20 protein-coding genes are annotated in these 22,225 nt (G+C 64.9%); 16 read left to right on the forward strand and 4 right to left on the reverse strand.

Annotated features, from left to right (window positions below; genetic code table 11):
- Positions 1-158: 158 nt before the first annotated feature.
- The 6 genes from tauA to R2N11_RS05035 all read left to right on the forward strand — a co-directional run bounded on the left by tauA (position 159) and on the right by R2N11_RS05035 (position 7,242).
- Positions 159-1,220, forward strand: coding sequence for a taurine ABC transporter substrate-binding protein (gene tauA / locus R2N11_RS05010; RefSeq protein ID WP_199031378.1), 1,062 nt, complete (start codon positions 159-161; stop codon positions 1,218-1,220).
- Positions 1,217-2,008: a taurine ABC transporter ATP-binding protein gene (locus R2N11_RS05015; RefSeq protein ID WP_316680372.1), complete on the forward strand. Its 792-nt coding sequence runs from the start codon at positions 1,217-1,219 to the stop codon at positions 2,006-2,008. Before tauA ends, R2N11_RS05015 begins: the two co-directional genes overlap by 4 nt.
- The gene (locus R2N11_RS05020) at positions 2,005-2,874 is read left to right on the forward strand and encodes an ABC transporter permease subunit (RefSeq protein WP_316680373.1); all 870 of its coding nucleotides are present in this window, start codon (positions 2,005-2,007) and stop codon (positions 2,872-2,874) included. Before R2N11_RS05015 ends, R2N11_RS05020 begins: the two co-directional genes overlap by 4 nt.
- Positions 2,875-2,980: 106 nt before the next feature.
- The gene (locus R2N11_RS05025) at positions 2,981-5,326 is read left to right on the forward strand and encodes a hypothetical protein (RefSeq protein ID WP_316680374.1); all 2,346 of its coding nucleotides are present in this window, start codon (positions 2,981-2,983) and stop codon (positions 5,324-5,326) included.
- Complete coding sequence (locus tag R2N11_RS05030) at positions 5,323-6,561, forward strand: hypothetical protein (protein WP_199033228.1); 1,239 nt, start codon at positions 5,323-5,325, stop codon at positions 6,559-6,561. The genes R2N11_RS05025 and R2N11_RS05030 overlap by 4 nt, the downstream gene beginning before the upstream one ends.
- 12 nt (positions 6,562-6,573) lie before the next feature.
- On the forward strand, positions 6,574-7,242 hold the full coding sequence (locus R2N11_RS05035) for a DUF1266 domain-containing protein (RefSeq protein ID WP_316680375.1): 669 nt from the start codon (positions 6,574-6,576) through the stop codon (positions 7,240-7,242).
- Here the strand turns inward: R2N11_RS05035 and hutC are convergent.
- Positions 7,239-7,952, reverse strand: a complete 714-nt coding sequence (hutC, locus tag R2N11_RS05040) for a histidine utilization transcriptional repressor HutC (protein WP_199032526.1) — start codon at positions 7,950-7,952, stop codon at positions 7,239-7,241. The genes R2N11_RS05035 and hutC overlap by 4 nt on opposite strands.
- Positions 7,953-8,105: 153 nt before the next feature.
- Between hutC and hutU the strand changes: the two genes are divergently transcribed.
- From hutU to hutI, 4 genes are all read left to right on the forward strand, one after another.
- Positions 8,106-9,824 carry a urocanate hydratase gene (hutU, locus tag R2N11_RS05045; RefSeq protein WP_199032527.1) on the forward strand — a complete coding sequence of 573 codons (1,719 nt, stop codon included), beginning with the start codon at positions 8,106-8,108 and terminating at the stop codon, positions 9,822-9,824.
- Between the two features lie 120 nt (positions 9,825-9,944).
- Complete coding sequence (gene hutH / locus R2N11_RS05050) at positions 9,945-11,501, forward strand: histidine ammonia-lyase (protein ID WP_316680376.1); 1,557 nt, start codon at positions 9,945-9,947, stop codon at positions 11,499-11,501.
- Between the two features lie 2 nt (positions 11,502-11,503).
- Positions 11,504-12,481: a formimidoylglutamase gene (gene hutG / locus R2N11_RS05055; protein ID WP_316680377.1), complete on the forward strand. Its 978-nt coding sequence runs from the start codon at positions 11,504-11,506 to the stop codon at positions 12,479-12,481.
- Positions 12,474-13,697 (forward strand): imidazolonepropionase, encoded by a 1,224-nt coding sequence (gene hutI, locus R2N11_RS05060; RefSeq protein WP_316680378.1) that lies wholly within the window; start codon positions 12,474-12,476, stop codon positions 13,695-13,697. Before hutG ends, hutI begins: the two co-directional genes overlap by 8 nt.
- A 17-nt stretch (positions 13,698-13,714) precedes the next feature.
- Here the strand turns inward: hutI and R2N11_RS05065 are convergent, their stop codons facing one another.
- Positions 13,715-14,713 (reverse strand): CsgG/HfaB family protein, encoded by a 999-nt coding sequence (locus R2N11_RS05065; protein WP_316680379.1) that lies wholly within the window; start codon positions 14,711-14,713, stop codon positions 13,715-13,717.
- Positions 14,714-15,032: 319 nt separating this feature from the next.
- On the opposite strand from R2N11_RS05065, the gene hemH reads away from it, so the two are divergent.
- Together hemH and R2N11_RS05075 are read left to right on the forward strand one after the other, a co-directional pair.
- Positions 15,033-16,148, forward strand: coding sequence for a ferrochelatase (gene hemH, locus R2N11_RS05070; protein WP_316680380.1), 1,116 nt, complete (start codon positions 15,033-15,035; stop codon positions 16,146-16,148).
- The gene (locus tag R2N11_RS05075) at positions 16,145-16,540 is read left to right on the forward strand and encodes an RNA-binding S4 domain-containing protein (RefSeq protein WP_199032533.1); all 396 of its coding nucleotides are present in this window, start codon (positions 16,145-16,147) and stop codon (positions 16,538-16,540) included. Before hemH ends, R2N11_RS05075 begins: the two co-directional genes overlap by 4 nt.
- A 35-nt stretch (positions 16,541-16,575) precedes the next feature.
- Here R2N11_RS05075 and R2N11_RS05080 read toward each other — a convergent pair whose 3' ends face one another.
- Positions 16,576-16,770: a hypothetical protein gene (locus R2N11_RS05080; RefSeq protein ID WP_021195890.1), complete on the reverse strand. Its 195-nt coding sequence runs from the start codon at positions 16,768-16,770 to the stop codon at positions 16,576-16,578.
- A gap of 262 nt (positions 16,771-17,032) precedes the next feature.
- On the opposite strand from R2N11_RS05080, the gene grpE reads away from it, so the two are divergent.
- The 3 genes from grpE to rnk all read left to right on the forward strand — a co-directional run bounded on the left by grpE (position 17,033) and on the right by rnk (position 18,507).
- Complete coding sequence (gene grpE / locus R2N11_RS05085) at positions 17,033-17,671, forward strand: nucleotide exchange factor GrpE (RefSeq protein WP_199032534.1); 639 nt, start codon at positions 17,033-17,035, stop codon at positions 17,669-17,671.
- Positions 17,672-17,691: 20 nt separating this feature from the next.
- Complete coding sequence (locus R2N11_RS05090) at positions 17,692-17,940, forward strand: hypothetical protein (RefSeq protein WP_316680381.1); 249 nt, start codon at positions 17,692-17,694, stop codon at positions 17,938-17,940.
- Between the two features lie 162 nt (positions 17,941-18,102).
- Positions 18,103-18,507 (forward strand): nucleoside diphosphate kinase regulator, encoded by a 405-nt coding sequence (gene rnk / locus R2N11_RS05095; protein WP_316680382.1) that lies wholly within the window; start codon positions 18,103-18,105, stop codon positions 18,505-18,507.
- Between the two features lie 133 nt (positions 18,508-18,640).
- Here the strand turns inward: rnk and R2N11_RS05100 are convergent, their stop codons facing one another.
- Positions 18,641-19,936: a phospholipase A gene (locus R2N11_RS05100; protein WP_316680383.1), complete on the reverse strand. Its 1,296-nt coding sequence runs from the start codon at positions 19,934-19,936 to the stop codon at positions 18,641-18,643.
- Positions 19,937-20,206: 270 nt separating this feature from the next.
- Here R2N11_RS05100 and dnaK point away from each other — a divergent pair, with 270 nt between their 5' ends.
- Positions 20,207-22,165 (forward strand): molecular chaperone DnaK, encoded by a 1,959-nt coding sequence (gene dnaK, locus R2N11_RS05105; protein ID WP_199031952.1) that lies wholly within the window; start codon positions 20,207-20,209, stop codon positions 22,163-22,165.
- Positions 22,166-22,225: the final 60 nt, after the last annotated feature.

Genomic DNA, 22,225 nt, shown 5'->3' on the forward strand with positions numbered 1-22,225 from the left:
GTACTGTCTGCGGCTGCGCGCCTAGCCAGAACCGCCCTGAAGCGGCTTCTTAGTCAGAGGCATAAGCTCAGCCGATTTTCTTCGACGACAGCGCGGTCTGCCGTCCCACACAATCGACTCCGGCGCATGTGCGCGTTTCTCTTCTGCCGGAGTCTTTCATGGCTGGTTTCTCCATCCCCCGTCTGCTGGCTGCGGCGTTGTCCGCAGCTGTTTCGTTTGCCTTGCTCGGTACTGCCCCCGCACGCGCGGCGGACCGCGAGGTCGTCATCGCGTATCAGGACATGGTGCTGCCGTGGCGCTACGCCCAGGCCACCGGCGAGGTCGAGCGCGCCACCGGCTACAAGGTGACTTACCGCCAGCTCGCCAGCGGCGCCGATGTGGTGCGCGCCATTGCGTCGGGCTCGGTGCAGATTGGCGAGGCGGGGTCGAGCCCGATTGCGGCCGGTGTGTCGCAGGGTGTGGATCTCTCGCTGTTCTGGATTCTGGACAACATCAACGATGCGGAGGCGCTGGTGGCCCGCAACGGCAGCGGCGTGACGCGCGTGGCGGACTTGAAGGGCAAGACGCTGGGCGTGCCGTATGTGTCGACCTCGCACTTCCACGCGCTGGTCGCGCTGCAGCAGGCGGGGCTGGACCCGCGCGACGTGAAGGTCGTCAACCTGCGGCCGCAGGAGCTGTCTGCCGCGTGGGATCGGGGCGATGTGGATGCCGCCTTCATCTGGGACCCGGTGCTCGCCAAGGTGAAGAAGAACGGTACGGTGCTGACCACCTCCGGCAAGATTGCCGCCGCGACCGGCAAGTCGACCTTTGATGGCTTCGTGGCGGACCGCAAGTTTGCGCGTGACCATGCAGAGTTCATCGCCAAATTTGTGGAAGTGCTCGCCAAGGCCGATGCAGCCTACCGCGACAACAAGTCTGCCTGGACGGTGACCTCGCCGCAGGTGGCCGCGGTGGCCAAGACCTCGGGCGCGGCTGCGGCCGATGTGCCGGCAAGCCTTGCGCTGTATGCCTTCCCGGATGCGGCGGAGCAGGCTTCCAAGCGCTGGCTGGGAGGCGGCGCGCAGTCGGGCGCGGCACAGTCGCTGCTGGCTACTGCGCAGTTCCTGAAGACGCAGGGCACGATCCAGACGGTGCTGCCGGACTACGGCGCCACGATCGACGCACGCTTCGTGCAGCGTGCGGCGGGTGGTGCGAAGGCCGTTGCTACGGCATCGCGATGAGCCGCATTGATGTACGTGGCCTGCGCGTCGACTACACCGATGCGCGTGGCCGCACAACGCAAGCGCTGAGCGGTGTCGATCTGACGATTGAGGCAGGCGAGTTTGTCGTTGCGCTAGGTGCCTCGGGTTGCGGCAAGACCACGCTGCTGAACTGCCTGGCTGGTTTTGTCGCGCCAACGGCGGGGCGCATCCTGCTCGACGGACGGGAGGTGGAAGGCCCGGGCGCCGAGCGTGGCGTGGTGTTCCAGCGCTATGGCCTCATGCCGTGGTTGAACGTGCGCGATAACGTGGCGCTCGGCTTGAAGCTGCGCGGCGTGGATCGCAAGGTGCGCCACGCACGGGCGCTCGAACTGCTGCGATTGGTGGGGCTGGAGGCACACGCCACCTCGCCTGTGTATGCCTTGTCGGGCGGCATGCAGCAGCGCGTTGGCATTGCCCGCGCGCTGGCGACCGAGCCGCGCGTGCTGCTGATGGACGAGCCGATGGGTGCGCTCGACGCCTTCACGCGCGAGACCATGCAGACGCTGGTGCTGGACGTCTGGCAGCGCACCGGCACCACCGTATTCTTCATCACGCACGACGTGGAAGAGGCGTTGTTCCTGGCGACGCGGCTGGTGGTGATGTCGCCATCGCCCGGGCGCATTGTGCAGACGTTCGATTTGCCGTTCTCGCGGCAGGTGTTGGCGGGTGGGGATGCACGGGCCGTGAAGTCGTCGCCGGAATTCATTGCGTGGCGCGAGCGCGTGCTGGCGCTGATCCACCGGGCACCCGAGGAGCTGGCCGCATGAGCGCGATCGAAACGGCGGTGTTCAAGGGTGTCTCTGTTGAAACGGCAGCACCTTCCGTCAAACCGCCGCGCAAGCTGCGCGGCTACCAGTTGCCGGGCGAGGGCAGTGCGCTGGGGTTGAGTCTGTTTTCAGTGGGTGCGTTTCTGCTGCTGTGGTGGGCGGCCACGACCTTCCATTGGGTACCGCCGCTGTTCTTGCCATCGCCGCAGGCAGTCGGCCACGCCTTCCTCGACGCGTGGCATGGCGACATCCAGGGTGGTCGGCCACTGGCCGCCCATCTGGGCTGGAGTGCGTTGCGCGTGTTTGGCGCGTTTGCGTTGGCGGCTGTCACCGCTGTGCCGGTCGGCCTAGCGATGGGCGTATCGCGCACCGCCCGCGGCTTGCTCGACCCGCCCATCGAGTTCTACCGCCCGCTGCCGCCATTGGCGTATCTGCCACTGGTCGTCATCTGGCTGGGCATCGACGAGCGCGCCAAGATCGTCGTCATCTACCTGGCGTGCTTCGCACCCATTGCGATGGCCGCGCGTGCCGGTGTGCGCAGCGCCACGCGCGAGCAGATCAACGCCGCCTATGCGCTGGGCGCGAGTTTCTCGCAGGTCGTGCGGCACGTGATCCTTCCGGCGGCACTGCCGGAAATCCTGACCGGCTTGCGCATCGCCATCGGCTTCGGCTGGACCACGCTGGTGGCCGCAGAGATGGTAGCCGCCACGGTCGGCCTTGGGCAGATGGTGCTCAACGCATCGAGTTTCCTGCGCACCGATCTGGTGGTGATGGGCATCGTGCTGATCGGCGCAATTGCCTGGGCGTTCGATCTGGCCATGCGCGCCATTGAAGCTCATGCGGTGCCCTGGAAGGGGCGCGCCTGACGTCTTGCTTGCGCGTCATTTCAGCGCGGTCAGTATTACCAAAGCTTAATTAAGTCTCGCCCGGCTGGGCGCTAAGCTGCGCGGCGTTCCCTCCGGAGAAGAAGAGATGACGCCCGATCGCGATGCCCTGAGCGGCGCGCAACTTGAACAACTGCTCGACCGGCTCGAAGCCGACCTGGAAGAAAGCAATTCGAGCGAAGCGGCTGACCTGCTGGCGCGCTTGCGCGCCAAGCCCTTGCGTGCCGATACGCTCGATGCGGTCGACCGCCTGCACACGCTGTGGATGCGTGCGGGTGATACGCCTGCCGCGCGCGCCGTGGTTGATGGCGATGGTGCTGCCGTGCTGGCCGCCGCGCCCGCAGATGCCCAGACCGGTGTGCAGATGCAGCTCGCGTTGTACCGTCTGCAGATGGCCAGCTATCTGCGCGATGAGGCCGCTGCACTGCAGGTGCTGGCCGAGATGCACACCATCGTTCGCGAGCGGCCCGATCTTGACGCCGATGCGTATCGCCAGTTGCGCGTGTTCGATCAGCTCGAATACGCTGCGCCTGCGGTTGCGTTGGTGACCATCGACCTGCGCGAGGCCATCGATCAGGCCATTCCAGGCCGTGCGGCGTTCCGTGCGTGGGATACCGCCGACCATCACCGGCGCCGTGCATGGGCATATTCCCGCCACGAGCAGCCTGCCGAGGCACGCGCCGCGGCCGAGGCCAGTATTGCCGCGTTGCAGACTGCCGCCCCGGATCAGGATGTCGACGAAAACGATTGGCTACGCCTGGGCGATGCGCTGATCGAGATCGTGCCGGACCATCTGGCCGCATTTGTGCAGCCGGTGAACGCGCTCACGGCCGACTGGCCACTGCCGCGCCGCCGCGAGGCGGAGGTTCGCCTGGCCCGCCTGGGTGCCCGTGCCCAGCGCAAGCAAGGCGATCTGGCCGGCGCGCTGCAGGCCTGTGCCGCTGCGCGCTACAGCCTGTCGTCGGATGGCAGCGACGACTTTATCGAATATGAACTTGAATGGCTGATCGAGGCCGGCCGCTTTGACGAGGCCGGACAGCGCGCCTTCTTCCACATCTACCAGGTGGAAACCGGCATGTGGGAAGGCTTGCCGCCCATCGTGAGCGAGCGCCTGGCCGATCCTGCAGACACCTCGGTCTGGTGGGCGCTGTGTGCCTTGCGTGCCTGCCATCTGGACGAGACCTTCGAGCGCTTCGTGCAATTGGCGCAAGGCCGTGGCCCGGCGCTGCACGAGCGCTCTGACGTGCACCGCGCGCTGTTTGCCGCGCTGGCGGGTAAGGACGCTGAAGATGCCCTGCCAGAGGTCGTTGTTGCGGCCCAAGCGCTGGCCGAGGCCCGCGCCCCCAAGCACCCGTGGACCACGCGCCTGATGGCGGTGCGCAACGGCATGGCTGGGCGCATCGACCCGACTACCGAAGCGGCCCAACTGCTGGCTGCCACGCATGAGACCGAGATGGAGGACAACCGCACGGCGTACTCGCTCTTCCATGCGCGTGCGCGCTCGCTGGGGCTGCTGGAAACGCTCCGGCTGCCGGCGCCGGCGGTGCCCAGCGGCCTGTGGGGTTACGCCTTTGCCGTGACTGTCGACAACGAATACGAGGAGCAGCTCGACGACCTGCCGGCCAAGCACCAGGACGAGGCGCAGAAGCTGTACCGCAAGCTGCTGTGCTCTGTCTACGAGCAGGCGCAGGCCCGCATGGAGCGCTACTTCGCAACCGGCACCGGGCATCCGTACGATGCGTGCGCGCACCTGTACTCGATGCTCTGCAACAACCTTGCGATCCAGTATCGCTACTACGAAAGCCGGTACGACGACGCCGTCGAGCTGCACCGGCGCGGCATCGCCGCCAGCCCGTTTGCCGAGCACTACGACGGCATCCTGCGCTCCCGCATCGAGCAGGAAGATCATGCCGGCGTGCTGGATGCCGCCGAGGCACTCTGGAATTTCTCGGCCGACTACGGCTACAGCCGGCACGAACCGAACGACTACGTAGGCGATGTGGCGTGTGCCCTGCTGACGCTGGAACGACCGCACGAAATCTCGATCTGGCTGGAGCGTCTGGCGCACTGGCAGCAGGAGAACGGCGAGAAGGAAGATGCCCTGACATCCGGTGCGCTGGGCGCGCGCCTGCGTGTGCTGCTTTACATGGGGCAGGCCCTGGAGCAAGAGGCAGCGACCTACTGGAACCGCCTGGAACCGCAGGTGCGTGTCTGCGACGACTACTGGGCATTGGCCAAGGCCGCCCAAGTCCAGGGTGCGCTGGAGCGCTTTGATGAAGCTGCGGCCCTGTGCCAGCGTTCAATGGACTGCAATCCGCGCGACGATGCCTCCTCCCGTCAGGACTACGAGGCCATGAAGACACTCCAGGCCTCGTACAAGCGTGGTGGCAACGGTGCCTCGACCGGCAAGTCGTGGTGGCAAATCTGGAAATGAGTCGCACTGCCCGGTCGACCGGCTACGCCCCGCGCAACGCGCTCAACGCTGATCGGCTCAAAGCCGGCATTGCCGCGCGCAGTGAAGCCCGTGGCGACGCGGCGCCGGTACGTGCCTGGCTGCTGAATCATTTCTATCGCCACCTGGTGGCCAACTTCGAGCCGGCGCGCCCGATCGCCTCGCTGGACGAAGCGCGCAAGGCGCTGGGTGCCGCCACATTGCCTGAATGGGTGGCGGCACGCTTTGCGACTGCCAAGGCTGCACCGGGTTCTGACGCCGCCGCGCTTGCACCGGTGGTGTGGATCGACCCCGTCGAGCCCCAGCTGTTGGCACTGGAGCAGAAGCTGCTGGAGTTCCTGACTTCGCGCCGGGGCACCGCACTGGAAGGCAAGCTCGATCGCGTCAATTGCCCGCAGGCCCTGGCGCAATGGGAGCGAGAGCATGCCGAGATGGCCGCGCGCATCGAACGCGGCTGGCGCGAGAGCCAGCCCGAGGCACTGCTCGCACTGCTGACAACGCCCAACGGCAGCTTTGTCGAGTTCCGGCACGACAGCACGTTGCTGCGCGCCGAGATGGCCTTCGAGAGCTATGTCATGCGTCATTGCCTCGGCCAGTTCGCGGATCGCCGCACACTCTGCGGCGGCTACGGCGAGCGCTATGCCGAAGCGATCGAACAACAGCGCCTGCGCCTGCTGAGCTTTCGTGATGCCGGTGGGCAGCCGCACATCACCATCAGCCTGATCGTCGGGGCCGATGGTGCGCTGACGGTCGAGCAGGTCAAGGGCAAGCAGAATCGCCCGCCGATCGACCGCTATGTCGGTGATGTGCTGGCCTGCCTCAACGCGTTGGCCCCGAGCGGCGACACCCCGGCGGATTGCATTGCGATTGGCCTGGTGCGCACGCCTGTCGGCTGGCAGCGGATTGAGGATGTGACCGATGCCGCCACGCAGACGCAACTGGTGGCGCACCATCCGCAGCTGTTCCCGCGCCTGCGCGCGCCGACGCCCATGGTGGAGTGGCTGATTGCCGCGCGCCAACCGGCGTTGCTGGCCGAGCATCCGCCGCGTGCGGCGTCTGTTGCCTATGCCACACGTCAGGCGCGCGCCAAGCGGGGGGCGGGCACGTTGTCGCCCAGCCCAGACGTGGGTTTCGCTACGGAAGACGTGCCTTGGCCCGACATGTCCGCGCAGGAAGCGGAAGCACTGGCCACGCAAGCCGGCGCACACCACGGATAGGCGAGGATATCGATGCCCACCTGGCTCAAGATTCTGCTGGCGGCGTATGTGCTGTGGCGCGTGGTCCGGTACTTCCGGCCGGCCAAGCGCGCCGCCTTCACGCCGCGCAAGCACTGGGCGCTGGCTTTGGCGCAGCCCATGGTAGAGACGACCGGCTTGACGGGCTTCATGAGCCCGATCACGACTGAACTCAATGCAGAGGCGCGCAAGCTGTTTCGCGCGCCGCTGCTGCACCAGATGGAGTTACGCCCCACCACATCCGATGATGAGGTGAGGGCGCATCTTTCACGGGTGCTGGAAGCCCAATGGTTTCGCGCAGACCTGCATGCACTGCAGCCCACGGACGACCCGCGTGCGGCGCTGGCGTTTGCCTGCGTGCGCATGGCGTTCCTGGTGCGCAACGCCATGCTGATGGGGTGGGCCGACCCGATGGTGGCGTGGCGGGTGCTGCTGCTCAACGCACAGCGCGCGCAGGATTGTTTTGTGGGTTGGGAAGACTTCGGCCACGCCTTCATTGCGGGGCGGCGGCAATGGGTGGCCGCGTTTCGCGCCGATCCGCTGGGCAGCGGTTTTGATGCCTCGCACGTGCGCCAACTGCTCGATCCCAAGGGGGCGTGGGCGGGGCTGCCGTGGCCCGGTGAACCTGCACTGAGTCCCGGCGCAACGCCGGTGGCTGCCTAGAAACTCCCCGTGAACTGATAGCGCCCGCCCGGGTGCCACATGGTCGCCACCGAGGCGACCTGACCTTGCGACAGGGTCTTGCGCCGCAGCATCAGGCACGGCTCGCGCACATCCATATGCAGCATCTCGGCGATGTCACGCGGGGGCAGACGTGCCTCGATACCGTAGTCGACACCCTGCAGCGGGGCAGCACGCATCAGGTAGGCATTCGGCGTGGTCTGCGTGAAATCCTGCTCCATGTAGTCAGGCGCCAGTGCAGCATTGACCCAGCGGTCTTCCGCCTGGATCGGCAGGTCGTTCTCGAAATGCACGATCAGCGAGTGAAATAGCAGGTACCCCGTCGACACGCCAAACGCTGCAGCCAGCGCCTCATTGGCGCGGGCGCGTTCAAGCTTGTGCAGCTCGGCGCGGTGTTGGTGGCCGCGTGCGGCAATCTCCTCGGCAATGTTGCGGATCGCCACCAGCGTCGCCTGGTACTTCTGCTGCGCAACGAACGTGCCGAGCCCCTGCACGCGCGTGAGGATCTGCTCGGCAGTCAGCTCGCGCAGTGCGCGGTTGACCGTCATGCGCGACACGCCAAAGGTCTGCGCCAGGGTTGTTTCCCCCGGAATCATCTCGCCCTCCTGCCACTCGCCGCTGCGGATGCGCATGAGGATGTCTTCCTTGATGCGCTGGAAGGCGGGGGTGCTGGCGGACTGATCTTGTGACATGGAGTCGACTTTGGGGGCGGTTTGGAGACGGATGTGATGTGCGGATGCCAGCCATCATCAGGGTTTGCTCTTAGCTTGTAAAGTTTTCTTGCCTAAGTTGTATATACAACATAAGATGCTCAGCACACCCAAGGAGTTCGCAGGAGACCTCACATGAATGCCCCGACCAACACCGCACACCTGACCAATGACCCGCGTTACGACGCCTCGCGCGAGATCCGCGCACCGCGCGGGACTGAGCTGCACTGCAAGAGCTGGCTGACCGAAGCCGCCTACCGCATGCTGCAGAACAACCTTGATCCGGACGTGGCCGAGAACCCGAAGCACCTGGTTGTCTATGGCGGCATCGGCCGTGCGGCGCGCGACTGGGCCTGCTTCGACAAGATTCTGGAAACGCTGCGCGAGCTGAACGACGACGAATCGCTGCTGGTGCAATCGGGCAAGCCGGTGGGCGTGTTCAAGACACATCCGGACGCACCGCGCGTGCTGATCGCCAACTCGAACCTCGTGCCGAAGTGGGCGAACTGGGAGCACTTCAACGAGCTGGACCGCAAGGGCCTGTTCATGTACGGCCAAATGACCGCCGGCAGCTGGATCTACATTGGCAGCCAGGGCATCGTGCAAGGCACGTATGAGACGTTTGCCGAAGCGGGCCGCCAGCATTACGACGGCAAGCTGGCTGGCCGCTGGATCCTGACCGCCGGCTTGGGCGGCATGGGCGGTGCACAGCCGCTGGCCGCCACGCTGGCCGGCGCCGTGTCGCTGAACATCGAATGCCAGCAATCGAGCATCGACTTCCGCCTGCGCACGCGCTACCTCGACAAGCAGGCCAAGGACATCGACGACGCATTCAACCTGATCCGCCACCATTGCGAGCGCGGCGAGGCCGTTTCCATCGGCTTGCTGGGCAACGCAGCGGAAATCTTGCCGGAGCTGGTCAAGCGTGCCCGCGCCGGCGGCCTGAAGCCGGATCTGGTGACCGACCAGACCTCGGCGCATGATCTGGTCAACGGCTACCTGCCGGTGGGCTGGACGGTTGAGCAATGGCGTGCTGCGCAACGCGATCCGTCGCAGCACGCCCGCCTGACCGAAGAGGCCGCCAAGTCTTGTGCGGTACACGTGCAGGCCATGCTCGACTTCCAGGCCATGGGCATCCCGACCGTCGATTACGGCAACAACATCCGCCAGGTCGCGTTCGACCAAGGCGTGAAGAACGCCTTCGACTTCCCGGGCTTCGTGCCGGCCTACATCCGCCCGCTGTTCTGCGAGGGCAAGGGCCCGTTCCGCTGGGTGGCACTGTCGGGCGATCCGGAAGACATCTACAAGACTGACGCCAAGATCAAGGAACTCTTCCCGCACAACACGCACGTGCACCGCTGGCTCGACATGGCGCGTGATCGCATCGCCTTCCAAGGTCTGCCCGCACGTATCTGCTGGCTGGGCCTGGGTGAGCGCCACCTGGCTGGCCTGGCCTTCAACGAGATGGTCAAGAACGGCGAGCTGAAGGCCCCGATCGTGATCGGCCGCGATCACCTCGACACCGGCTCGGTCGCCAGCCCCAACCGTGAGACGGAATCCATGCGCGACGGCACTGACGCCGTGTCGGACTGGCCGCTGCTCAACGCGCTGCTCAACACTGCCGGTGGCGCGACCTGGGTGTCGCTGCACCACGGTGGCGGCGTCGGCATGGGTTACTCGCAGCACTCGGGCGTGGTGATCGTGGCTGACGGCACGGACGCTGCGGCCAAGCGCCTGGGCCGTGTGCTCGTCAACGATTCGGGATCAGGCGTGATGCGCCATGCCGACGCCGGCTACGAGAGCGCCGTCGCCTGCGCCAAGCGCAACGGTTTGAACCTGCCGATGATCGGCTGAGCCCGGATCGGATTCAGGCATCCCCGCGCGGGCGGGGATTGGATACGACCAGACGATGTGCCCCTGCGATGTACGCTTTTTTGTGCAAGGGCGACAATGAAACATCCCATTGCTTTGACCATGAACACCATGACCACGCCCCCTGTCCTGACGCTGCAACCCGGCGCGATGTCCTTTGACGACCTGCGCCGCGTCTGGCTCGCGCCCACGCCCGTCGCGCTGTCGGGCGATTGCGCTGCCGCCATCGAGGCATCGGCCGCCACCGTGCAGGCCATCGTCGCCAAGGGTGCCCCGGCGTATGGCATCAACACCGGGTTCGGCCTGCTGGCCAAAACGCAGATCCCCACGCACGAGCTGGAGCGTCTGCAACGTAACCTGATCCTGTCGCACGCCGTGGGTACTGGCGAAGACGTGAGCGACAGCGTTGCGCGCCTCGTGCTGCTGATGAAGGCAGCGAGCCTCGCACGCGGTTACTCCGGCGTGCGCCGCGTTGTGATCGACACGCTGCTGGCGCTGCTGAATGCGGGCATCACGCCGTGCATTCCGTCCAAGGGTTCGGTGGGTGCGTCGGGCGACCTGGCGCCGCTCGCACACATGACGCTGGCCCTGCTGGGCGAGGGTGATGTGCGCGTGAACGGCGTGCGTACCCCGGCACGTGAAGCGCTGGCCGCCGCCGGTATCGAACCGATCGCACTGGCCGCCAAGGAGGGTCTGGCGCTGATCAACGGCACGCAAGTATCGACCGCGCTGGCATTGAATGGCCTGTTCCTGGCCGAGCGCCTGCTGAAGGCCGCCACCGTGGCCGGTGCGCTGTCGGTGGACGCCGCCAAGGGCAGTGATGCGCCGTTCGACCCGCGCGTGCATGCCGTACGTGGTCAGGCTGGCCAAATCGCCACCGCCGCCGTGTACCGCAACCTGCTGGCCGGCAGCGCAATCCGCCAGTCGCACCTCGTGGGCGACAAGCGCGTGCAAGACCCGTACAGCCTGCGCTGCCAGCCGCAAGTCATGGGCGCGTGCTTCGACCTGATCCGTCAGGCCGGCGCCACGCTGCTCACCGAAGCCAACGCCGTGACCGACAACCCGCTGGTCTATGCCGAAGCCGGTGAAGTGATCTCGGGCGGCAACTTCCACGCCGAGCCGGTGGCGTTTGCTGCTGACATGCTCGCGCTGGCGATTGCCGAAATCGGTGCACTGTCCGAGCGCCGCATCGCGCTGCTGATCGATTCCACACTGTCGGGCCTGCCGCCGTTCCTGGTCGAGCAACCGGGCTTGAACTCGGGCTTCATGATTGCGCACGTCACGGCGGCTGCCCTGGCGTCGGAAAACAAGACGTTCGCCCACCCGGCCAGCGTCGACAGCCTGCCGACCTCCGCCAACCAGGAAGACCACGTCAGCATGGCGACCTTCGCCGGCCGCCGTCTGCAGGACATGGCAGAGAACACCGCCACCATCGTCGGTATCGAGGCACTGGCCGCTGCGCAGGGCATTGACTTCCACAAGCCGCTGGCCACATCCGACACGCTGCAGAAAGCGCATGGCTGCATCCGGTCACGCGTGGCGTACTACGGCGAGGACCGCCTGTTCGCTCCCGACATCGAAGCGGCCCGCCGCCTCGTGCTCGATGGTGACTTGGGCGATTCGTGCCGCGTCCAACTGGCCGACCTCGCACTCGTCTGATCATGCTGGCCCAAGCTGAACCGAACGTCTGGCAAGGCCGTGTGGATGCGGAGGAGGGGCCGCTGGGCCTGCGCTGGCATCAGACGGTCCACCGCATTGATGCGTCGACGTCGCTGGCCAACACGGTCGCGCTGGCGGGGTTTGCGTGCGATGCTGGTGTCGCGCGTAACCACGGGCGCACCGGTGCGCAGGCTGGCCCGAACGCTATCCGCAAGATGCTCGCGAACCTGCCCGCACGGGCCGGCCGCGTGGTCGTCGATGCGGGCGACGTGACGTGCCAGGGCGATGCGCTGGAAGACGCGCAGAGCGAGCTGTCCGGCGTGCTGCACGATCTGCTTGACCGTGGCGCGTTTCCCATCGCGTTGGGCGGTGGGCATGAGATCGCATGGGCATCGTTCGGCGGCTTGGCGCGGCACTTGGCCGCCAAGTCGAAGCAGGCACCTCGTATCGGCATCCTCAACCTCGATGCGCATTTCGATTTGCGCGCAGGCGAGCGCGGCAGCTCCGGCACGCCGTTCCGCCAGATCGCCGAAGACTGTGCGCGGCGCGGCTGGCCGTTCCACTACGCCTGCCTGGGCGTGAGCACCTACGCGAACACTGAAGCGCTGTTTGCCCGCGCCCGCCAGCTAGGCGTACGCTGGATGCATGATGACGAGATGGACATCATGCAGCTCGCACACGTGCTGCAAGTGGTTGAGGTGTTCCTCAGCCAAGTCGATCATGTCTATCTGACGATGTGCCTGGATGTCCTGCCGGCCGGCGTCGCCCCGGGCGTGAGCGCGCCCTCTGCACGCGGCGTGTCGATGGACGTGATCGAGCCCATCGTGGATCGCGTGGTCAGCTCGGGCAAGCTGCGGCTGGCAGATGTGGCGGAACTGAACCCGTCGCTCGACATTGATCACCACACGGCACGTGTCGCGGCCCGCCTGGTTGCGCGGGTGGCAGACGGCATCGGCCTGCAAGGAACCGCTCATGGCTGACACGCAGTGGGATGCACTCTGGGTCAACGTCCATCTCGCCACGCTGGCGGCCGATGCCGACGGCTACGGTGAGATTCGCGACGGCGCCATCGCTGTCAAGGACGGCCGCATTGCGTGGCTGGGTGCGCGTGCCGACCTGCCTGCCAATGCCCGCGCTACATACGAGCACGACGGCGGCGGTGCGTGGCTCACGCCTGGCCTGATCGACTGCCACACGCACCTCGTCTACGCCGGCAACCGCAGCAACGAATTCGAGGCGCGCCTGAACGGTGTGCCGTACGAAGAGATTGCGCGCGCGGGTGGCGGCATTCTGTCCACGGTGCGCGCCACGCGGGCGGCCAGCGAAGATGCGTTGGCCGAAGCCAGCCTGCCGCGTCTGAACGCGTTGCGCGCAGAAGGCGTCACGACCGTCGAGATCAAATCCGGCTACGGTCTGGATCTGGAAACCGAGCGCCGCATGCTGCGCGTCGCACGCCGCTTCGGCCAATTGTTGCCGGTGCGCGTGCGCACGACGTTCCTCGGCGCGCACGCCGTGCCGCCGGAGTTCGCCGGCCGCGCGGATGACTACATCGATTACCTCTGTGCCCAGGTGTTGCCCGCACTGGCGGAAGAGGGCCTCGTCGATGCCGTCGACGCGTTCTGCGAAACCATCGGCTTTTCACCCGCACAGACGGCGCGCATGTTCGACGCTGCGCAGCGTCTGGGCCTGCCGGTCAAGCTGCACGCGGAGCAACTTTCCGATCAGGGCGGGGCGGCGCTGGTGGCACGTTACGGCGGTCTGTCCGCCGATCACCTCGAATGCCTGACCGACGCCGGCATCGCCGCCATGGCGCAGGCGGGCACGGTGGCCGTGCTGCTGCCCGGCGCGTTCTACTGTCTGCGCGAGACCCGCCTTCCGCCGATGGCCGCGTTACGCGAAGCCGGCGTGCCGATGGCCGTATCGACCGACTCCAACCCGGGCACTTCGCCGCTCACGTCGCTGCTGCTGGCGATGAACATGGCCTGCACACTGTTCCGCCTGACACCGCTGGAAGCACTGACGGGCGCCACGCGCCACGCCGCCGCCGCACTGGGTCTGTCCGGCACCTGCGGCGTGCTTGCGCCAGGCTGCGTGGCCGACTTCGCGCTCTGGCGCATCGATCGGCCTGCCGACCTGGCTTATGCGATGGGCCTGAACCCCTGCGTCGGCGTGGTCAAGGATGGCGTGGCAGTGTAGAGGGGCGCATTTATCGCTCAGCGGGTTGCCTGCGGAGCCGAAGCGCGAGGGTCGCCTGGCTTCTTCTTCAGCTTGTCCTGCTGGGCGATGCCTTCGCGCACCCGTACGAGGGCTGCGTTGACATCTGGGTTCGGCTTTGTCAGCGTCGAATCCACTTGTTGGTATTTCACCAGGGCTGAATCGAGGCGGCCACTGACTTCATCACACACGGCGAGGTTGTACTGCAGCGCAAAGCTTGAAGGATTGGCGCGTGCGAGTTCGCCCCACTGTGTGCACGCCCGATCGAATCGTCCAGCATTTGCAAACTCCAAGGATCCTCTGAACGTCTCTAGAGACTGCGGGTCGATCCCATCCTCATTGCTCTGGAACTTGACGAGCACGTTTTTCTCGTATGGCGCCACGTCTTCCCGCGCCTGTTGGAAAGCACTCGCCGCGGCTTTGGCCAGCAGCACCTGTTCGGGGTCGTCGGTCGCCTGATCATCACACCGATACGAGCTTGCCAAACCGACCTTGGTTTCGCTGTAGACAACCGTGCCGCGAGTCACCTCAACAAGTCTTGGCGTTAGTTCAAATCGAGCCGTTTTTGTCGTGCAGCGGACCTGCGTTGTGAAGCACTTCTTGTCCTTGTCTTTTGGGCAGACAGTTCGGCTTTCCGTGGAGTACTTGTAGGCGATCGGGGCAATGACAACGGTGCCGCCATAGAGCGCTTCAGCGCCGGTCAGGCGCCCGATCTTCGAGGCCGAGCGAGGGTCGACAAGCCCGCTGCGCTGTAGTGCGAGTTCGCCAATCACATTCAGAAGCTGCTGCCGATCAACAATCGTGAAGTAGGGGCGTTGTTCGTACCGCACGGAAGACAGCATGCTTTCGAAGTCGACGGTGGCTTTTGCACCGCCATCTCCATCAAATGGCAGCACTGCCACGCGGCGATATTTTGCCGCATCGGTTTTCGCCGCAAACTGCATCGACACCGGTGCCGTATTGCTCGCGCACCCGAGCAGTACGAACGGTGCGATCAACAGGGCTGCGCAGGTTCGGTACACAGATTTCGAGGTCGTGCGAACCGTCGCTTTCTTGACTCCCATAATCACCTTGTTCTTGTTGGTCGAATTCTAGGGCTGATGGAATGGCGTGCAATATCGGCGCTAAGAGGCGATTCCGCTGTTGCGGCGACTGCCATTTGAGCCGCGAGTTTAGCCCAGGCGTTGAGCAAGTCGAATATCGGCATCGCCCTGTGCAGCCCAATTCTGTCAGGTTCTTTAGAGCAGACGAGGTTGGGAGGGGTACGTTTTACTCACACTCGTATAATCAGCCGGTTCATCCGCGAACCCGCGTTCCATGCCCTTCTTGCCCGAACCTCTGTTCCAGCACGGCCAGCCCGATCGCACGGCGATCCTGCTGGTCAACCTCGGTACACCCGACGGCACCTCGCCGCGCGAGGTCGGCCGCTACCTGCGCCAATTCCTGTCTGATCCGCGCGTGGTGGAGATTCCGCGCGCCGCGTGGTGGTTCATCCTCAACGTGCTGATCGTGCCGCTGCGCTCGCGGGCGTCCGCACACAAGTACGAAAGCATCTGGCTGCGCGAGGCCAACATGACGGGCTCGCCGTTGCTCGTCTATACCGAGCGCCAAGCGCATGCGCTGCAGCAGTTGTTGAACGCGCAAGGCCACGACGTGGTGGTCGCCTGTGCGATGCGCTATGGCAATCCGTCGATCTCGTCAGTCATGCAGGCACTGCGCAAGCAGGGCGTCGAGCGCATCCTTGTGCTGCCGATGTATCCGCAGTATTCCGGCACCACCACGGCCACGGCGTTCGACGAGGTCTTTCGCGTACTGGGGGAGATGCGCAATCAGCCGGAGCTGCGTCTGGTCAAGCATTTCCATGACGACCCGGCCTATATCAATGCGCTGCATCAGCAGGTGGGCGCGTACTGGGCGCAGCACGGCACGCCGGACTTTGCGCATGGCGACAAGCTGCTGCTGTCGTTCCACGGTGTGCCGCGTCGCACGCTCGAACTGGGCGACCCGTACCACTGCGAATGCCTGAAGACCGGTCGCCTGCTGGGCGAAGCGCTTGGCCTGCAGCCGGGGCAATACCTCGTCACTTTCCAGTCGCGCTTTGGCCGCGCCGAGTGGCTGCAGCCGTATACCGCACCCACGCTGGAAGAGCTTGGCCGTGTCGGCACCAACCGGGTCGACGTGTTCTGTCCGGGTTTCCCGGCTGACTGCCTGGAGACGTTGGAAGAGATCGCCATGGAAGGGCAATCCACCTTCCGTGTCGCCGGTGGCAAGGATTTCCACTACATCCCGTGTCTGAACGACAACGAGGCGTGGATCGCCGGCATTGCCGACATCGCACTCGCGCATCTGCAGGGCTGGCCGCTGACGCTCACGCATCCGCACGTGCTCGAAGCTAGCCGCACGCGCGCGCAGAGCAAGGGTGCCGCTGCATGAAAGTGAGCACTGACGCGGCAGACCGCGTACGTATCGACAAGTGGCTATGGGCGGCGCGCTTCTTCAAGACGCGCTCGCAGGCGACTGACGCGGTGGAGCGCGGCCGCGTGCAGATCAACGATCAGCCGGTCCGCCCGGCCAAGGACGTGAAGATTGGTGACCGCGTACGGGTGCACGCGCATGAACAGCAGTGGGAGTTGGAAGTGCTGGCGCTGGCCGAGATACGCGGTCCCGCTTCTGTTGCGCAAACGCTCTACGCCGAGACGGATACGAGTCGCTTAAAACGCGAGGAAGATGCCGACAGACGTCGGCTCTATCGAGAGCCCGCCACACAAATTGCGGGTCGACCGACCAAGCGGGACCGGCGTCGCATCGACAAACTGGGTGATTGAGACGGCTGAAGTTAGCCGATGCGCGCGAGTGTGTGCTAACTTGCGAAGCTCAGGCCGCGCGACAACTGCTGCATCTGCGCCGGTTTGCTGATGTAGTGCTTGAAGATCGCCTTGCCGCTGCCGTACTCCGTATAACGCGGTGTGACGGCGCCGGACAGGCAAATGAACGTTGTCGCTGCGGTCAAGGTCAACAGCAGGAGCACGGTGAATACGGGTAGCTTGTTGTGCATGGTACGAACCCTCAAAGAAGCTCGCGCCCCCCAGATTTTTCTTGCATCATAGGTGGCCAATTGTGGCGTCGCAATCGCCGTGCCGTTGCAGTTGGATGAAACTTGTAACGCGATATTTCGTGATGCACGGCGCACAGTTGCCGTGCATCACGCGCCCTTGAAAGGCGCGCCAAATGCCCCATATCGGGGAGAAATCGTTTGTGAAAATCCAGCGGATCTGGCGCCCGGCACATGTTGTGCGTCGATCCCTTTATCCAGCGCTATGAAACACACTTCGGAAACCCCCTCGACCCCGGACACGCAAGCCGCCCAGCCGACGCAATCCGCTGCTGCCGGCCAGGCTGCCAATGCCTATTCGAGCCAGGCTCAGCGCGCCAGCGCCGATGCCCAGGCCGTTGCCGGTGACGAAGCTGCCGTGGCGGAAGCCGTGGCCGATGCGGACGTCGCCGAACTGCGCCGCCAACTGGAAGCTGCCGAGGAAAAGGCGCGCCAGAACTACGAAAACTGGGCACGTGCCACGGCTGAAGGCGAGAACATCCGCCGCCGCGCGCAGGACGATGTGGCCAAGGCGCACAAGTTCGCCATCGAGAGCTTTGCTGAATACTTGCTGCCCGTGATGGACAGCATGCATGCTGCCCTAGCCGATAACTCGGGTGACCCTGCCAAGCTGCGCGAAGGCGTCGAACTGACGCTCAAACAGCTCAACGCCGCTTTCGAAAAGGGTCGCGTGACCGAGCTGAACCCGGTGGGCGAGAAGTTCGATCCGCATCGTCATCAGGCTATTTCGATGGTGCCGGCCGATCAGGAACCCAACACCGTGGTGACCGTGCTCCAGCGCGGTTACACCCTGGCCGACCGCGTGCTGCGCCCGGCCCTGGTGACGGTGGCTGCACCCAAGTAAGCGAAAGCTGACCTCGCTCCATGATCCAGAACACCACCGCCTCGCACGCTGCGACTGCCGCAATCCCGGTCGATACGACCGTGTTTGCGGTGTTCGGCGTGTCTGGCGCGCCGGTGTTCCTGCGCTTTCAACGTGGCATGCAGCTTGCCGCGGCTTTTTTCGTTGCACTCTCTTCCCGCGTCGTGCGCCCGAAGCGCATGGCGCACGCATTGCCGCACGCCGCTCAGGCGATGACCGCGGCCCTTGCCGCTGCCCGGCGGTTGTTCTAGTGCCCTAGCGGCACCTCGCCGCCGGGCTCCCTCCCACACCTGCAGTTCGGTATCACCACCGGCCGGCGTTTCGCCCGCTGGTTTTCTTGCCATCGCCCAGGGCTGTCATGCCATCGGCGGTGGCGTTACCTAGTGTTCAAGACGAATCCGTAGGAGATCGCTATGTCCGCAGCCGTCATCTATCTGACCGAGCTCGACCTCACCCGCCTGGAAAACGCCGCTGCCCGCGCCGGTAGCAGCTCGCCGTTGGCCGAGCTCGTCGATGACCTCATCGCCCGTGCCAACGTTGTGCCCGGCAACAAGATTCCCGCCAACGTGGTGACGATGAATTCGGTGGTCCGTGTGGTGGATGACGCCGGCGCGGAGCAGGAGTGGACGCTGGTGTACCCGGAAGAGGCCAACGTGGCGTCGGCCAAGCTTTCGGTGCTCTCGCCCATGGGCGCGGCGCTGCTGGGCCAGCGCGAGGGCAAGTCGGTCAAGTACACCGCGCCCAACGGCGCTAAGCATGGGCTGCGCATCGAGCGCGTCGCCTTTCAACCTGAAGCCAGCGGCCAGCACACGCTGTAACGCTGACGGGCGGAACCTGTTCACGATCCGTAGCGAGCAGCCCGAGGTTGGTCCGAGAAACGCAGCCGTACATGGGTACGGCGAGTATCACAGGGCCAAGATCGGGCTGCGCAGTAGGATCGTGAGCAGGTTCCTAGCGCGAGAGGCTGTAGCCGATGCGCAACTGCGAGCCCAGCTTGTGGTTGTAGTCGAGCAGGCTCTCGCCGTAGCCGGTGAAGTACTGGATGAACAGGTAACCGGCCGTGCCGCTGAAGATGCGGCTCATCGGGTAGGTGAGTTGCGCATCCACGCTGCCGTAGCCTTTGCGCATGCCCTTGCGCAGCGTGGCGGCCAGCTCCCAGCCATTGGGCGCGCCGTACGACACACGGAAATCTCCAAAACCGCGGTAGTTCGCGATGTCGGTGTTGCCGCTGCGCGTGAGGTAGGCGTACAGCTTGGGCTCGAATTTCCAGTGATAGTCGGTCAGATCACCAAAGTGGAAGGTCGGGCGCACGAACACAGTGTTGATGGCACGTGAGGCGTCCCCGTCGCGGCCGTTCGACTCATGCTCAATGCCGCCCGCGAATGAGAGGCGCGAGAGTGCGCCGCCCTGGATGCCAGTATCAGGCCGGTAGTAGAACAGGCTCGGCCGATAGTTCGTGTCGCGGAACGGCGCGGATTCCTTGCCCAGATCCCACAGCGAAAACTGCGTGTAGCCGAAGTACAGGTTGTCCAGCAGCGCTGTCGATGCCGGGTTCTCTGGCTGGAAAATGCGGAATTTGAAGCTCAACTGGAACTTCATGTTCAGGCCCTCGTGCGCCCCTAGCGCCGCGAACATGGGCTCGTGGAAGGTCAGTCGAGCGGTTTCCTCCGGCGGGCGGGGCGCTTCGCCGGTACCGGCCACTGCCACCGTGGCAGGTGGCGTGGCGTTGGCGCCGACGGTCGCTGCGCTCGGGTTCGTGCCCAATGCGCCGCCCGGGCGGGTGGCGTCTGCAGCGGCGTTGCGGGCGGCGCCGGCCGGCGCCCCTTCAGCGGCGATCTGTGGGGCGTCAGCGCCACGCACCAGGGTGACCAGCACGGGCGCGGCGTCCAGCTCCGGTACGTCGATGCGCACGGCGCCGCGTAGCACCTCGGGCAGCGTGCCACTGTAGGTGATGGTGCGAACCTGACCCGGGCGCAAGTGCAGCGTCTCCGCGCCTGCGCTATGTCGATTCAACGTCACCTCAACTGAGCCCTGCAGATCGGCGGTGGCCGTCACGCGCAACCTAGCGGGCACGACATAGCTACGTTGGGCCGCATCGCCCGAGATGACGAGTGTGAGCGTGAAAGGCTGGGTGGCGTCGACGCGGCGCGCGGGCTGGAGCAGGGCGACGGCGGCATCGACTGAGGGTGAAGCGCAGGCGGCAAGCACGGCTGCGCCCAGAACGGATCGGAATGGGGGCAAACGCATCGGGGACGAGTGGCCGGGTGAGATACCCGGCGAGTGGCAATGTGCACAAGGGTACCATCGCGACCTTTTCGGCCCGGTTGGCCACCCTTCAGACCTCGCAAACGCTTGGTTTCTGCCCAGGAGGGCATGCTTTCGGGTGCTTTCCCGAGAAAAACCGGCCAAAATGCTCAACTTTTCAAAAATCGGCCTTGAAAAGCCGGGCGGCACTCCCACATCCGATCCAAGTTTGTATTCAGTGCAGTCCTGACACCAAATTCGAGGAGTAAGACCATGGGCAAAATCATCGGTATCGACCTGGGTACCACCAACAGTTGCGTCTCCATCATGGAGGGCAACACCCCCAAGGTGATCGAGAACGCCGAAGGCGCTCGCACTACCCCGTCGATCATCGCCTATATGGAAGATGGCGAGATCCTGGTCGGCGCCCCGGCCAAGCGCCAGGCCGTGACCAACCCGAAGAACACGCTGTACGCCGTCAAGCGCCTGATCGGCCGCAAGTTTGAAGAGAAGGAAGTCCAGAAGGACATCGGCCTGATGCCGTATTCCATCGTCAAGGCAGACAACGGCGACGCCTGGGTGGAAGTGCGCGGCCAGAAGCTGGCCCCGCCGCAAATCTCGGCTGAAACCCTGCGCAAGATGAAGAAAACCGCCGAGGACTACCTGGGCGAGGAAGTGACCGAAGCCGTGATCACGGTGCCGGCGTACTTCAACGATTCGCAGCGCCAAGCCACCAAGGACGCTGGCCGCATCGCCGGCCTGGACGTCAAGCGCATCATCAACGAGCCGACCGCGGCTGCGCTGGCATTCGGCCTGGACAAGAACGAGAAGGGCGACCGCAAGATCGCTGTGTATGACCTGGGCGGCGGCACGTTCGACATCTCGATCATCGAGATTGCCGATGTGGACGGCGAGAAGCAGTTCGAAGTGCTGTCGACCAACGGCGATACGTTCCTGGGCGGCGAAGACTTCGACCAGCGCATCATCGATTACATCATCGGCGAGTTCAAGAAAGAGCAGGGCGTTGACCTGTCGAAGGACGTGCTCGCGCTGCAACGCCTGAAGGAAGCGGCGGAAAAGGCCAAGATCGAGCTCTCCAGCACGCAACAGACCGAGATCAACCTGCCGTACATCACGGCGGACGCCTCGGGCCCGAAGCACTTGAACCTGAAGATCACGCGCGCCAAGCTCGAAGCGCTGGTCGAAGACCTGATCGCCCGTACGATCGATCCGTGCCGCACCGCCATCAAGGATGCCGGCGTGAAGGTGTCGGACATCCATGACGTGATCCTGGTCGGCGGCATGACCCGTATGCCGAAGGTGCAGGAGAAAGTGAAGGAATTCTTCGGCAAGGAAGCCCGCAAGGACGTGAACCCGGACGAGGCCGTTGCCGTGGGCGCCGCCATCCAGGGTCAGGTGCTGGGCGGTGACCGTACCGACGTGCTGCTGCTGGACGTGACGCCGCTGTCGCTGGGCATCGAAACGCTGGGTGGCGTGATGACCAAGATGATCGGCAAGAACACGACCATCCCGACCAAGTTCTCGCAGACTTTCTCGACCGCCGACGACAATCAGCCGGCCGTGACGATCAAGGTCTACCAGGGCGAGCGCGAGATGGCCTCCGGCAACAAGATGCTGGGCGAATTCAACCTCGAAGGCATTCCGCCGGCACCGCGCGGCACGCCGCAGATTGAAGTGTCGTTCGACATCGACGCCAACGGCATTCTGCATGTGGGCGCCAAGGACAAGGCGACCGGCAAGGAAAACAAGATCACGATCAAGGCAAGCTCCGGCCTGTCGGAAGCCGAGATCGAGCGCATGGTGAAGGACGCCGAGGCCAACGCCGAGGAAGACAAGAAGCTGCGCGAACTGGTCGACTCCCGTAACCAGGGCGAAGCACTGGTGCACTCGACCAAGAAGGCACTGGGCGAGTACGGCGACAAGCTGGAAGCTGGCGAGAAGGACAAGATCGAAGCCGCGATCAAGGAACTTGAAGAAGCCCTGAAGGGCACCGACAAGGCCGCGATCGACGCCAAGACCGAAGCGCTGGCCACTGCCTCGCAGAAGCTGGGCGAGAAGGTCTACGCCGACATGCAGGCCAAGGGCGAGGCCGGTGGTGCTGAACAAGCCGCCGGTGCCCAGGCAGGCGCAGGTGCTCACGCTGGGCAAGGCGCACCGCACGACGATAACGTCGTCGACGCCGAGTTCAAGGAAGTGAACGACAAGAAGTAAGCCCCAAGTCCGCCACGGCGGACGTGAGGGACCGCCGGGCAGTGGCCATCGGGTTGTGCA

The sequence above is a fragment of the Ralstonia flaminis genome, assembly GCF_958415495.1.
Classification (GTDB): domain Bacteria; phylum Pseudomonadota; class Gammaproteobacteria; order Burkholderiales; family Burkholderiaceae; genus Ralstonia; species Ralstonia flaminis.

What these genes read in the sequence shown, in the direction of transcription:
- R2N11_RS05100 (WP_316680383.1), bottom strand. Translation starts at nt 19,936, where the DNA reads ATGCGTTTGCCCCCATTCCGATCCGTTCTGGGCGCAGCCGTGCTTGCC.
- hemH (WP_316680380.1), top strand. Translation starts at nt 15,033, where the DNA reads ATGCCCTTCTTGCCCGAACCTCTGTTCCAGCACGGCCAGCCCGATCGC.
- hutG (WP_316680377.1), top strand. Translation starts at nt 11,504, where the DNA reads ATGCTGGCCCAAGCTGAACCGAACGTCTGGCAAGGCCGTGTGGATGCG.
- grpE (WP_199032534.1), top strand. Translation starts at nt 17,033, where the DNA reads ATGAAACACACTTCGGAAACCCCCTCGACCCCGGACACGCAAGCCGCC.
- R2N11_RS05015 (WP_316680372.1), top strand. Translation starts at nt 1,217, where the DNA reads ATGAGCCGCATTGATGTACGTGGCCTGCGCGTCGACTACACCGATGCG.
- R2N11_RS05075 (WP_199032533.1), top strand. Translation starts at nt 16,145, where the DNA reads ATGAAAGTGAGCACTGACGCGGCAGACCGCGTACGTATCGACAAGTGG.
- R2N11_RS05090 (WP_316680381.1), top strand. Translation starts at nt 17,692, where the DNA reads ATGATCCAGAACACCACCGCCTCGCACGCTGCGACTGCCGCAATCCCG.
- R2N11_RS05025 (WP_316680374.1), top strand. Translation starts at nt 2,981, where the DNA reads ATGACGCCCGATCGCGATGCCCTGAGCGGCGCGCAACTTGAACAACTG.
- hutH (WP_316680376.1), top strand. Translation starts at nt 9,945, where the DNA reads ATGAACACCATGACCACGCCCCCTGTCCTGACGCTGCAACCCGGCGCG.
- dnaK (WP_199031952.1), top strand. Translation starts at nt 20,207, where the DNA reads ATGGGCAAAATCATCGGTATCGACCTGGGTACCACCAACAGTTGCGTC.
- R2N11_RS05080 (WP_021195890.1), bottom strand. Translation starts at nt 16,770, where the DNA reads ATGCACAACAAGCTACCCGTATTCACCGTGCTCCTGCTGTTGACCTTG.
- hutU (WP_199032527.1), top strand. Translation starts at nt 8,106, where the DNA reads ATGAATGCCCCGACCAACACCGCACACCTGACCAATGACCCGCGTTAC.
- R2N11_RS05020 (WP_316680373.1), top strand. Translation starts at nt 2,005, where the DNA reads ATGAGCGCGATCGAAACGGCGGTGTTCAAGGGTGTCTCTGTTGAAACG.
- tauA (WP_199031378.1), top strand. Translation starts at nt 159, where the DNA reads ATGGCTGGTTTCTCCATCCCCCGTCTGCTGGCTGCGGCGTTGTCCGCA.
- R2N11_RS05035 (WP_316680375.1), top strand. Translation starts at nt 6,574, where the DNA reads ATGCCCACCTGGCTCAAGATTCTGCTGGCGGCGTATGTGCTGTGGCGC.
- hutI (WP_316680378.1), top strand. Translation starts at nt 12,474, where the DNA reads ATGGCTGACACGCAGTGGGATGCACTCTGGGTCAACGTCCATCTCGCC.
- rnk (WP_316680382.1), top strand. Translation starts at nt 18,103, where the DNA reads ATGTCCGCAGCCGTCATCTATCTGACCGAGCTCGACCTCACCCGCCTG.
- hutC (WP_199032526.1), bottom strand. Translation starts at nt 7,952, where the DNA reads ATGTCACAAGATCAGTCCGCCAGCACCCCCGCCTTCCAGCGCATCAAG.
- R2N11_RS05030 (WP_199033228.1), top strand. Translation starts at nt 5,323, where the DNA reads ATGAGTCGCACTGCCCGGTCGACCGGCTACGCCCCGCGCAACGCGCTC.